The 11,382-nt window shown below is 74.4% G+C and carries 12 protein-coding genes; 7 read left to right on the plus strand and 5 right to left on the minus strand.

All coding sequences use genetic code 11. The features are described 5' to 3' along the window. Positions 1 to 132: 132 nt before the first annotated feature. A complete protein-coding gene (locus tag ANAE109_RS23345; protein WP_011985938.1) occupies positions 133 to 915 on the minus strand; it encodes a hypothetical protein in 783 nt (260 codons plus the stop codon). A 217-nt stretch (positions 916 to 1,132) separates the two neighbouring features. Between ANAE109_RS23345 and pabB the strand changes: the two genes are divergently transcribed. After that, the gene (gene pabB, locus ANAE109_RS08280; RefSeq protein ID WP_049768548.1) at positions 1,133 to 2,860 is read left to right on the plus strand and encodes an aminodeoxychorismate synthase component I; all 1,728 of its coding nucleotides are present in this window, start codon (positions 1,133 to 1,135) and stop codon (positions 2,858 to 2,860) included. Between the two features lie 3 nt (positions 2,861 to 2,863). On the opposite strand, the gene ANAE109_RS08285 is transcribed toward pabB, so the two are convergent. After that, positions 2,864 to 3,244, minus strand: coding sequence for a DUF309 domain-containing protein (locus ANAE109_RS08285; RefSeq protein WP_011985940.1), 381 nt, complete (start codon positions 3,242 to 3,244; stop codon positions 2,864 to 2,866). A gap of 147 nt (positions 3,245 to 3,391) precedes the next feature. Between ANAE109_RS08285 and ANAE109_RS08290 the strand changes: the two genes are divergently transcribed. After that, positions 3,392 to 5,029: an ABC-F family ATP-binding cassette domain-containing protein gene (locus ANAE109_RS08290; RefSeq protein ID WP_011985941.1), complete on the plus strand. Its 1,638-nt coding sequence runs from the start codon at positions 3,392 to 3,394 to the stop codon at positions 5,027 to 5,029. 147 nt (positions 5,030 to 5,176) lie between these two features. Here ANAE109_RS08290 and ANAE109_RS25260 read toward each other — a convergent pair whose 3' ends face one another. Both ANAE109_RS25260 and ANAE109_RS08300 read right to left on the minus strand, forming a co-directional pair. Continuing rightward, a complete protein-coding gene (locus ANAE109_RS25260; RefSeq protein WP_041448205.1) occupies positions 5,177 to 5,449 on the minus strand; it encodes a hypothetical protein in 273 nt (90 codons plus the stop codon). A gap of 184 nt (positions 5,450 to 5,633) precedes the next feature. Beyond that, entirely contained in the window at positions 5,634 to 6,800 is a 1,167-nt protein-coding gene (locus tag ANAE109_RS08300) for an HNH endonuclease (RefSeq protein WP_011985942.1), read from the minus strand. Positions 6,801 to 7,295: 495 nt separating this feature from the next. Here ANAE109_RS08300 and ANAE109_RS24810 point away from each other — a divergent pair, with 495 nt between their 5' ends. The 5 genes from ANAE109_RS24810 to ANAE109_RS08325 all read left to right on the plus strand — a co-directional run bounded on the left by ANAE109_RS24810 (position 7,296) and on the right by ANAE109_RS08325 (position 10,796). Beyond that, entirely contained in the window at positions 7,296 to 7,499 is a 204-nt protein-coding gene (locus ANAE109_RS24810) for a hypothetical protein (protein WP_041448206.1), read from the plus strand. 9 nt (positions 7,500 to 7,508) lie between these two features. Then, complete coding sequence (locus ANAE109_RS08310; RefSeq protein WP_011985943.1) at positions 7,509 to 8,288, plus strand: HipA family kinase; 780 nt, start codon at positions 7,509 to 7,511, stop codon at positions 8,286 to 8,288. After that, positions 8,266 to 8,670, plus strand: coding sequence for a DUF3037 domain-containing protein (locus ANAE109_RS08315; RefSeq protein ID WP_011985944.1), 405 nt, complete (start codon positions 8,266 to 8,268; stop codon positions 8,668 to 8,670). Before ANAE109_RS08310 ends, ANAE109_RS08315 begins: the two co-directional genes overlap by 23 nt. Continuing rightward, on the plus strand, positions 8,667 to 9,902 hold the full coding sequence (locus tag ANAE109_RS08320) for an MFS transporter (RefSeq protein ID WP_011985945.1): 1,236 nt from the start codon (positions 8,667 to 8,669) through the stop codon (positions 9,900 to 9,902). The genes ANAE109_RS08315 and ANAE109_RS08320 overlap by 4 nt, the downstream gene beginning before the upstream one ends. 102 nt (positions 9,903 to 10,004) lie before the next feature. Then, on the plus strand, positions 10,005 to 10,796 hold the full coding sequence (locus tag ANAE109_RS08325; protein ID WP_011985946.1) for an SDR family NAD(P)-dependent oxidoreductase: 792 nt from the start codon (positions 10,005 to 10,007) through the stop codon (positions 10,794 to 10,796). A gap of 35 nt (positions 10,797 to 10,831) precedes the next feature. Here the strand turns inward: ANAE109_RS08325 and ANAE109_RS08330 are convergent, their stop codons facing one another. Next, on the minus strand, positions 10,832 to 11,245 hold the full coding sequence (locus ANAE109_RS08330) for a cupin domain-containing protein (protein ID WP_011985947.1): 414 nt from the start codon (positions 11,243 to 11,245) through the stop codon (positions 10,832 to 10,834). Positions 11,246 to 11,382 lie beyond the last annotated feature (137 nt).

Consider the following 11,382-nt stretch of genomic DNA (forward strand, 5'->3'; position numbering starts at 1 on the left):
AGCGCGCCCGTCGCCCGAGGCGGCGCCCGGGAGGGACGGACCGGGGCCGCAAACCCAGTCCCGTCGAATCCGTCGTGGCCCGACGGCCACGCGGATCCGACGGGCGGCGCGGCTCGCCGCGGACGCAGGGGGTCAGCGCGCCCGCTCGGGCGGCGTCGTGCCGGTCGTCCCACCGCTCCCCGCTCCACCCCTGGCGCCGGTGCTCCCCGTGCCCGTGTCGCCCGTGCCGGAGCCTGCCCCGGTGCCGCTCTGGCTCGCCGGAGGTGCACCGGTGGTGGTGCTCCCCGTCACGACCTGCACGAGCAGCGCCGTCGGCTCGGTGCCCGCCATCTCGTACGAGACGTGGGCGTCCTCACCGGGCGTGAGCTGGGCCGCGGAGGCCTGCCGTCCGTCGATCTGGACGCGCGTCTGGGGCGTGATGGCGAAGGTCATCGGCTCGCCGCTCTGGGGCTGGACGACGAGCTGCTGCGGGGTGGCGCGCCTCACCTCGCCGGTGACGACCTGCTCGCCGCGCGAGACGATCTGCTGCTGCTGGTCGAGCTGCCGTGAGGCCTGCTGCTGCGCCTGCTGCGCCTCCTGCGTCGCCTGGCTGGTCCTCTGGTTCGCCTGCTGCTGCGCCTGCTCCGCCTCCGCGGTCTCCCGCTCCGCGCGCTGCTGGGCCTCGGTCAGCCGGCGCTGCGCCTCCTGGACGTCCCGCTGCGCCTCCGCCGCCTGCTCTTGCTGCTTCGACGCCTCCTCCTGCGCCTTGGCCGCCGAGCTGAGCGCCTCCTTCGACTGCTCCTGCGAGGCCTCCACGCGGCGCGCGGAGGGGTTGTCGGCGCTGGCGCGCTTGCCACCGAACGTCGAGCACCCGCTCGCCGCCACGGCGATCATCCCCGCGTAAAGTACGTTTCTCGTCCGTGTCCTCGTCGTCATGCCGCTCCCCCTCCGTGGGTCATGACTGCAAGCTGGAGGCGAAGACGAGGTCCCGCAATCGGGACGGCCGCGCGCTCTCCGCGCGTACGTCCGCTCCTCCCCGGGAGATCGGCGCCGCGCGCGACGGCGCCCGAGCAGCGGAGCGGGAGGCGCCTCGCCGTCGGCGCCTCGCTCTCGCTGACGGCCGCCCGAGGTGCGGGTGGTACGATGCCTCGCCTTGCGCCGCGCCGTCCTCGACCTCGCTCCGCTGGGCCGCCTCGAGTTCGGGGAGCCCACCCGCGTCGTGGCGACCGACGACCCCGCCCGCGTCCGGGCCGCCCTCGCGGAGGTCGAAGGCGAGGCGCGCCGCGGTCGATGGGCGGCTGGGTACGTGGCCTACGAGGCTGCGACCGGGCTCGAGCCCGCGCTCGCCGTCCGCGGCCGCTCGGGACCGCTCTTGTGGTTCGGCATCCACGACGCGCCGGCGAACCCATCGGCGCCGGCCGCGGGGGCGATCGCGGGAGCGCGCGTCGGGGCGCTCGCGCCGGAGGTCACGCGCGCAGAGCACGTCGCCGGAGTGGAGACGGTGCGCGCCGCGCTGGGACGCGGGGACGCCTACCAGGTGAACCTGACCTTCCGCATGCGCGGGAGCTTCGACGGCGATCCCTTCGCGCTGCACGAGCGGCTCCGCGGCGCGCAGGGCGGCGGGTACACCGGCTGCCTCGTCGTGGACGGGCGCGCGGTGGTGTCCGCGTCGCCCGAGCTGTTCTTCCTCCGGCGCGGAGACGCGATCCTCGTCCGGCCGATGAAGGGGACCGCCCGGCGCGGCCGGACCCTCGCCGAGGACGAGCGTGCGGCGAAGACGCTGGCGGCCTCGCCGAAGGAGCGCGCCGAGAACGTCATGATCGTCGACCTGCTCCGCAACGACCTCGGCCGCGTCGCGCGAACCGGCTCGGTGCGGGTGGCCGAGCTGTTCACGGTCGAGCGCTACCGGACGGTGCTGCAGCTCACCTCGACCGTCGAGGCGCGCCTCGCTCCCGCGGTCGGCCTCGCCGAGCTCTTCGCGGCCCTGTTCCCGTGCGGCTCGGTCACGGGGGCGCCGAAGATCGCGGCGACGCGGATCATCGCGGCGCTGGAGCGGAGCCCGCGCGGCCCGTACTGCGGCGCCCTCGGCGTCGTGGCGCCGGGCGGCGACGCGGTGTTCAACGTGGCGATCCGCACGCTCGACCTCGACCTCGAGCGCGGCCTGGCGACCTACGGCGTCGGCGGCGGCATCACCTGGGGCTCGGATCCCGGGCGCGAGTGGGACGAGGCGATGGCGAAGGCCGAGGTGCTCGCCGAGCCGGCGGAGGACCTCGAGCTGCTCGAGACCCTCCGCCTGGAGCGGGGCGTCTACGCGCGGCTCGACCGGCACCTGGCCCGGCTCGAGGCGTCGGCGCGCTACTTCGGGATCCCCGTGGACCTCGCGGCGGTGCGAGCGGCCCTCGACGCGGAGGCGCGGAGCGCGCCCGCCGAAGGGGCGCGCGTCCGGCTCCTCGTCGGGGCCGACGGACGGCCGCGGACGGAGTCGGCGGCGCTCCCGGCGGCGTCGGCGGAGCCGCTGCCGGTGGCGCTCGCGCGGGCCCCCGTCGATCGCGCGGATCGGCTCCTCTTCCACAAGACCACGCGCCGCGCGGTGTACGACGCCCGGCGCGCCGAGCGGCCCGACGTCTTCGACGTGCTGCTCTCGAACCGCGAGGGCGAGCTGACCGAGCTCACCATCGGCAACCTCGTCGTCGAGCTCGGCGGCGAGCGGCTCACCCCGGCCCTCGACTCGGGCCTGCTCGCCGGGACCCTGCGCGCGGAGCTGCTCGAGCGGGGAGAGGTTCGCGAGGCCGTGCTGCGCGTCGCCGACCTCGAGCGCGCCGCGCGGCTGTGGCTCGTGAACTCGCTGCGGGGGTGGGTGCCGCTCCGGCTGGTCCGGTGACCGTCACCCGAGCCTGGGAGCCGGGAACCGCGGCCGCTCGCCCCCCTCCGCCCATCGCCTCGCGCCTTCGCGCCAGGCGACGACCCCGGCCAGGAAGGCCGCCAGTCGTAGCCCTTCGATCCCGCCGCTCGCCTCGAGCCGCCGGAGCCCGGTGTCGAGGAGCCGCACCATGCCGGAGGGTCGGCCCTGCACGAGCCCCTTGTGAAAGCCGGCGGCGATCTGGATGAGCCCCTGGAGCGCGAGCCGCGCCGCGCCGGTCTCCGCGCGCCAGGCGTCCTCCCACACCTCGTGCGCGTCGAAGAAGCGGCCGGCGTCGAAGAGGCGCGCCCCCTCGGCGAGCGCGGCGCGGGTCTCCTCGGGGTGGGAGTCCTTCCCAGGCGGCACCCTCCTCCTCTAGCGCGGCTGCGTGGCCGCCGCGCGGGAGGGGAGCGCCACCCTGCTCGCCGTGCGGGCTTCGCCCCCGGGCCGGGGCGACTGTCCGGCGCGGCACGGGTTGAAGCGCAGGTCGCGGCGTGCGAAAACGCCCGTCCCGTGATCCGCTTCGACGGCATCTCCATGCAGCACGGCCGCCAGCTCCTCTTCGTCGAGGCGTCGGCCGTCCTCCACCGCGGCGAGAAGGTGGGCCTCGTCGGCCCGAACGGCGCCGGCAAGTCCACCCTGTTCCGGCTCGTCACCCGCGAGGAGGAGCCGGACGAGGGGAACGTCTCCATCGACCGCGGCGTCACCGTGGGCCACTTCTCGCAGGACGTCGGGGAGATGTCCGGCCGCAGCGCGGTCGAGGAGACCATGGACGGCGCCGGGCCGGTGTCGCAGGTCGCGGCGGAGCTGCACGCGCTCGAGCACGCCCTCGCCGACCCGGCGCGCGGCGACGAGCTGGAGGCCCTGGTCGAGCGCTTCGGCAACGTGCAGGCGCGCTTCGACGAGCTCGGGGGCTACGCGCTCGAGGCGAGGGCTCGCGAGATCCTGGGCGGGCTGGGCTTCACGACGGAGATGATGGACGGCGACGTCGGGGCGCTCTCCGGGGGCTGGAAGATGCGGGTCGCGCTCGCGCGCATCCTCCTCATGCGCCCCGACGCGATGCTGCTCGACGAGCCCTCGAACCACCTCGATCTCGAGTCGATCATCTGGCTCGAGGAGTTCCTCCAGGCCTACGACGGCGCGATCCTCATGACCTCGCACGACCGCGAGTTCATGAACCGGGTCGTGTCCAAGATCGTGGAGATCGACGGCGGCGAGCTCACCACGTACTCGGGCGACTACGACTTCTACGAGCGCGAGCGCGCCATCGCCGACGCGCACCAGCAGGCGCAGTTCGACCGCCAGCAGGCGATGCTCAAGAAGGAGCTCGCCTTCATCGAGCGGTTCAAGGCGCGCGCCTCGCACGCCGCGCAGGTGCAGTCGCGCGTCAAGAAGCTCGACAAGATCGAGAAGGTGGAGCCGCCCCGGGTCCGCAAGACCGTGGACTTCGAGTTCCGCGCCGCGCAGCGCTCCGGCGAGGACGTGGCGAAGCTCACCGGCGTGGTGAAGCGCTACGGGGCGCGCGCGGTGCACGACGGGCTCGACTTCCTCGTGCGGCGCGGCGAGCGCTGGTGCGTGCTCGGCGCGAACGGCGCCGGCAAGTCGACCCTGCTCAAGATGGTGGCGGGCGAGACCGCGCCCGACGCGGGGAGCGTCGCGGTCGGCGGGAGCGTGAAGATGGGCTACTTCGCCCAGCACGCGATGGAGCTGCTCGACGCCGGCCGGACCGTCTGGGACACGCTCCAGGACGCCTTCCCGCGCGCGTCGGTCGGCTCGCTGCGCACGCTCGCCGGCTGCTTCGGCTTCTCCGGCGACGAGATCGAGAAGCGCTGCAAGGTGCTCTCGGGCGGCGAGAAGGCGCGCCTGGTGCTCGCGAAGCTGCTCTACGACCCGCCGAACTTCCTGGTCCTCGACGAGCCCACGAACCACCTCGACGTCACGACGAAGGAGATGCTGGTGCGTGCGCTCGCGGGCTACGAGGGCACGATGCTGCTGGTCTCGCACGACCGGCGCTTCCTCTCCGCGCTCACGAACCGGGTGCTCGAGCTCACGCCCGAGGGGCCGATCCCCTACGGCGGAGGATACGCCGAGTACGTCGCTCGCACCGGCCGCGAGGGGCCGGGGCTCAGGCACCTGGGCGCGGCGCGGTAGCCGCTACACCAGGGCCAGGCGAAGTCGAAGGACCCCGACCCCGACCTCGACGTCGCCTCGATCGGATCGCTCGACGCCGGTCATCCCGAGCCCTTCGACTCCGCGGCCTCCGTCCGCTACGCTCAGGACAGGCTGCGCTCCGTCGCGTCAGCGACGGAGCGGATCGAGGGACCTCGACGACCCGACCGCGACCGCGACCCCGACCCCGACCGCGACCCCGACCGCGACCGCGACCCCGACCCCGACCCCGACCGCGACCGCGACCCCGACCGCGACCGCGACCCCGACCCCGACCCCGACCCCGACCCCGACCCCGACCCCGACCCCGACCTCGACCGCGACCGCGACCGCGACCCCGACCGCGACCGCGACCGCGACCGCGACCGCGACCCCGACCCCGACCCCGACCTTGTCATTCATCACATCGGCTCGTCCTGGACTCGGGACGAGGTGCCGACCGCGCGCCCGCGGTGGGCACGCGCGAGGGAGCAGTACGAGCGAGGGAAAGCGGCCTACGAGGGGCCGGAGAGGCGGCGTCGCCGCGCGTCCGCCGCGTCGCCGGAAGACGCTGCGGTCGGCTTTGCTCCCGTTCCGCCGACCGCGGTCACGTTGCCCACAAGCCCTGCTGAATGGCAGCTGGCGCGGTGCCGGCATGCCCCGTCCGCTCGGCGAGGTTTCCGCGCCGGAAGCGGTCCATGTGCTCGCGCCCGTAGGTCTGTTCGGCGTGCAACAGGTTGTGCGACCTGCAGGCGACCCGGAGATTCTCGAGCGTCGAGAGACCCCCCAGGGCGAGCGGCTGGATGTGGTCGAGCTCCAGCTGCCAGCGGCTGTCGCAGCGCCGCCCGTCCGGAGCGACCCAGGCGCAGCGTCCACCGTCGCGCTTCCAGACCTCGCGCCGCACTGCCGCCGGGATCGTGCTCGTGGGCGCGGCGGACTCGGCGGAGGGACGTGTCTCCCGGTCGGCCTTCCGCTGCCGCTCCGGCGCGATCGCGCCCTTGCGCTTGCCGTGCGTCTCGACGGCGCAGCGGATGGCCTCGCGGAGCACCGCCGCGAGATCGCCGTCCGGGATCTTGTGCGAGAGCAGCGCGGTGAGCGTCTCGAGGTCCTCCTTGCAGGACGCGTCGATGGTGACCCGCAGCGACCAGCCGCTCTCGCTCACGGCGCGGGTCTCCGCCCGCGTCTTCGGGCGGGGAACGTCGGGCAGCGCGGAGACCGTGGGCGGCAGCGACCCACCAGCCGCCGCCGGCGCGGGGATCGCCTCCTGCGGCTCGGCAGGTCCGTCATCCACTGCCGCCAGCGGCAGCGCCGGCGCGCTCGCGGCTGCAGCGCGGTCGGGCAGCTTGCGCAGGCCCGCCCGCGGAGCGGTGCGCGCCTGGAGCGAGGCGACGAGGTGATCCACCTCGGCCTTGGTGCGGTAGGCGGCCCGGGCGACGAGGTCGGGCAGGTTCTCCTCGGTCAGCACCTGGCCGAGCAGCTGGACGGTGGAGATGCAAAGGCGGCCATCTCGCAGGGCGTCCTCGAGGCTGGGGAACCGGCGCAGCACCCGCATCGCCTGGATGCGTCGCCCGGCAGCGCCCTCGCGCAGGTGGAGCACCTCCAGGCAATACGCCCAGAGCGAGGGGTACCCGGCGTCCACGTACGCGCGGCGGCGATCGAACACCTCGAGGTGGAGGAGGAACTCGACCTGGACGTCGCGCTCCTGGCCGGCGAGCTCGCGCAGGCGCTGGGCGAGGAGGGTCGAGTCGAGGGCGGAAGGGGCGATCGCGGGCATGGTGCACCTCCTGTGCACCCTTCGTAACACGCGATTTCCGCACCTCCTGAGACGCGCCAGGATCGCGCCTGCGCCGTTTTCCGGCCCCGCCCCTTCGCCGTCCACGCGGCGCGCCGGACGCGCACGGCGCGGCCTGCCTGCGCTCGCGAGGTACGTGCTCTCGACGTACCGCGGACGTCGAAGCGCGCTTCGCCTCGAACCTCGTCAAGAGGGCGACGTTCACCCACCGCAACTGGGACTCGCGTGGCTCGCAAGAGCTGTCGCTGGAGATAGCAAGGACTTTGAGTGAATGCCGCCGTTGGCCGAGCGTGCGCGCAATTTCTCGGACCTGCTCTGCCCGCTGCCCAGTCACCGCCGACGCCGGTGAAGACGCACCGCATGATGGGCACAGGCGCGCCGGCGCGAGCGCTTCTCCCCTCGATGCCCGAGCCCCGTCTGCGTACGGGCGACGGCACACGACCTGCCGGCATGCGGGTGCTGTCGCCGTGGGATGTGATGAATCGAGAGGACCCCGACCCCGACCCCGACCTCGACCCCGACCCCGACCTCGACCTCGACCTCGACCCCGACCCCGACCCCGACCTCGACCCCGACCCCGACCCCGACCTCGACCCCGACCTCGACCCCGACCTCGACCGCGCCTCGCCCCCGCCCTCACCCTCGCCAGATCCTCCGGCGAGCGGACCGCCTCCGCGGTAACCTGCCGGGATGAGGACGGTCACCGCCACCCGCTACGTCACGCCGCTCCGGGAGGGCGGGTCGCTCCCCGCCATCGTGGAGGGAGACGACGACGGGCTCTACGTCGCGAAGTTTCGCGGGGCAGGGCAGGGGCCGAAGGCGCTCGTCGCGGAGGTGATCGCGGGCGAGCTCGCCCGGGCGGCGGGGCTGCCCGTCCCGGAGCTCGTCCGGCTCGAGATCGGCGCGGAGCTCGGGCGGAACGAGCCGGACGAGGAGATCCGCGACCTCCTCAAGGCGAGCGTCGGCGTGAACGTCGGCCTCGACTACCTGCCCGGGAGCGCCAGCTTCGATCCGGTGGCCGGCCCGGCGCCCTCGGCGGCGGAGGCGTCGGAGATCGTCTTCTTCGACGCGCTCGTGACGAACGTCGACCGGACGGCGCGGAACTCGAACCTCCTCTGCTGGCACCGGCGGCTGTGGCTCATCGACCACGGCGCGTCCCTCTACTTCCACCATGCCTGGCCGGAGGCGCCCGATCCTGCGCTGACGCCGTTCCGGGCCGTGAAGGACCACGTGCTCCTGGCGTGGGCCGCGGAGCTCCCCGCCGCGGCCGCGCGCCTCGCTCCCAGGCTCGCGAACGGCGCCATCGCGCGCGCGGTCGGGGAGGTGCCGGACGCCTGGCTCGAGGGCGAGCCCCGCTTCGCGACGGTGGCGGAGCACCGCGCCGCGTACGTGGGACACCTGGAGCGGCGGCTCGCCGTGGCGGAGCTCTTCACGGAGGAGGCGGACCGTGCCCGCGCGCTGCTCGTTTGACTACGCGATCGTCCGCGTCGTCCCGCGCGTCGAGCGGGAGGAGTTCGTGAACGCGGGCGTGATCCTGTTCTGCCTCGCGCAGGACTTCCTCGCCGCGCGCGTCGAGCTCGATCGGGAGCGCGTCCGCGCGCTCTTCCCGGGGGTGGATCTGCCGCTCGTCGAGGAGCACCTCGCCGCGCTCTCGCGCGTCGCCGCGGGCGGGGAGGGGAGCGGGCCCATCGGCGGGCTGTCACTCCGCGAGCGCTTCCACTGGCTCGTCGCGCCGCGGAGCACGGTCATCCAGGTCGGACCGGTGCACTCCGGCGTGTGCGAGGTCCCGGCCCAGGCGCTCGAGAAGCTCCTCGATCGCATGGTGCGGACGGCGCCGGATCCCCGGCGATGACGCGCGCCCCGGCGGCTCGGCGCGACGTCCCGGTCCTCTTCCTCTCGCGCTCCCTCCGGCTCTTCGCGTACGGGCTCGTGTCGGTCGTGCTCGCGCTCCACCTCTCCGCGGCGGGCTTCGGCGAACGGGCGATCGGGGCGCTCTTCACGCTGACGCTGCTCGGCGACACGGCGCTCTCGTTCTGGATCACCACCCGCGCGGATCGCTGGGGCCGGCGGCGCATGCTGGTCCTCGGCGCCGTGCTCATGGCGCTCGCGGGCGGGATCTTCGCGGCCACGACGTCGTTCGCGCTCCTCCTCCTGGCGGCCACGGTCGGCGTGGTGAGCCCGTCCGGCAACGAGGTCGGGCCGTTCCTCGCGGTCGAGCAGGCGGCGCTCGCGCAGGAGCTGCCCCCGGCGCGGCGGACCTCCGCCTTCGCCTGGTACCAGCTCGCCGGGGCCGGGGCGACCGCGCTCGGCGCGCTCGCCGGGGGAGCCCTGGCCGGCGGGCTGCAGGCGCGGGGCGTCGCGCCGCTCGCGAGCTACCGCGCCGTGATGGCGGCGTACGGGGTCGCGGGGCTCGCCCTCGCGGCGGTGTTCACCCGCCTCACGCCCGCGGTCGAGGCGCGGCCGGCGACCCGAGGCGCGGCCGCCCCCGCGCGGCTCGGGCTGCACCGCTCGCGCGGGACGGTCCTCCGCCTCTCCGCGCTCTTCTCGCTGGACGCCTTCGCCGGCGGCTTCGTGGTGCAGAGCTTCGTCGCCTGGTGGTTCCACGCCCGCTTCGGCGTGGGCCCGGCGAAGCTCGGCGCGATCTTCTTCGGCGCGAACCTGCTCGCCGGCGTCTCGGCGCTCTCCGCCGCCTGGATCGCGCGCCGCATCGGGCTCGTGAACACCATGGTCGCGACGCACCTGCCGTCGAACGTGCTCCTCGTCATGGTGCCGCTGATGCCGACCTTGCCGCTCGCGATCGGCGTGCTGCTGCTACGGTTCTCGATCTCGCAGATGGACGTCCCCACGCGCCAGTCGTACACGATGGCGGTGGTCGCGCCCGACGAGCGCTCCGCGGCGGCGGGCGTGACCGGCATCGCGCGCACCATCGGCGCCGCCCTCGCCCCGCTCGCGGCCGGCCCGCTCTACGCGAGCGCGGCGCTCGCGTCCGTCCCGTTCTTCGTCTCGGGCGGGCTGAAGATCCTCTACGACCTCGTGCTGTGGCGGAGCTTCCGCAGGGTGGTGCCGGACGAGGAGCGGGCCTAGAACCCGGGTCTGGGTCCACCGCGCGGCTGACGGACGGGCGAGCGCACCGGCGGCGCGCGATCGAGCTCGACCGCGACCCGGTGCTGGGACGGGAGGGATGGCATGGACTTGCAGCTCGCGGGAAGGACCGCCGTGGTCACCGCCGGCACGGCGGGGATCGGGCACGCCATCGCGGCCGAGCTCGCGGCCGAGGGGGCTCACGTCGTCGTCACCGGGCGCTCGCGGGAGACGCTCGAGGGCGCCCTCGCCGCGCTCCCCGACAGCGTGCGCGACCGGGTCCGCGGAGTGGCCGCCGACGTCGGGACCGCGGAAGGTGCGGCGGCGCTGGTGCGAGCGGTGCCGCGGGCGGACATCCTCGTGAACAACCTCGGCGTCTACGAGCCGAGGCCGTTCGAGGAGATCCCGGACGCGGACTGGGCGCGGCTCTTCGAGGTGAACGTGATGAGCGGCGTGCGGCTCTCGCGCGCCTACCTGCCCGGTATGCGCGCGAGCGGCTGGGGCCGGATCCTCTTCATCTCGAGCGAGTCGGCGTTCGCCATCCCGGCGGAGATGATCCACTACGGGATGACCAAGGCGGCGCAGGTCGCGGTCGCGCGCGGCATCGCGGAGACGACGAAGGGAACCCGGATCACCTCGAACGTGGTGCTGCCCGGGCCGACGCGGTCGGCGGGCATCGTCGAGTTCCTCCACCGCATGTCCTCGAACCCGGCCGCGAGCGACGCCGAGGTGGAGCGGGAGTTCTTCGAGAGGCACCGCCCGGCGTCCCTCCTCCAGCGGCTCATCGACGCCCGCGAGGTGGCGCACCTCGTGGCGTACCTGGCGAGCCCGCTCTCCTCGGCGACGAACGGCGCCGCGCTCCGCGTCGAGGGTGGCCTGCTGCGTCAGGTCGGGTGAGCGCTCGGCCCGCGGGCGGTGGCCGGTTCGCTGCCCTAGTGGTGCGCGGGCGGCTGCGCCTCCGTGCCCTGCTGGGCGCGCGAGGCGGTGCGGCCCTCGGCGTAGTGCTCCATGCCGGCGACGTCGATGATGACGCAGGCCTCGTCCCCGACCGTCCATGCGTCGTGGCCGGGCGGGATGGTGACGTAGTCGCCTGCGGCCATCTCCGCCTCCTCGCCGTCGTCCATCACGAGGTGCATCCGGCCCGAGACCACGTAGCCGGAGTGCGCGGCCTGGCAGCTCCGCGTGCCGGCGATCGGCTTCACGTGCGTCGACCATCGCCAGCCCGGCTCGAAGACGCCTCGGCCGACGGTCCCCTCGCCGAACCTCAGGATCTCCGCGTGTCCCTTGTCCGCGAACGGACGGGTCTCGTCGGGAGAGGAAAACCGCTTGATCGAGATGTGCGCCATGGCGACGACCTCCAGTTCCGGCCACCGGACGCAGCCGGTGAGCCACGGTGCTCCGCTAATTGACGACGATCAAGACGCTGCCCGCGGTCGTCGGGGGGCGCCCGGAAGGGCTCGGTGAGCGAGCGGAACGCGCGCGG

Origin of the sequence: Anaeromyxobacter sp. Fw109-5, from assembly GCF_000017505.1 — a bacterium.
GTDB lineage: Bacteria > Myxococcota > Myxococcia > Myxococcales > Anaeromyxobacteraceae > Anaeromyxobacter.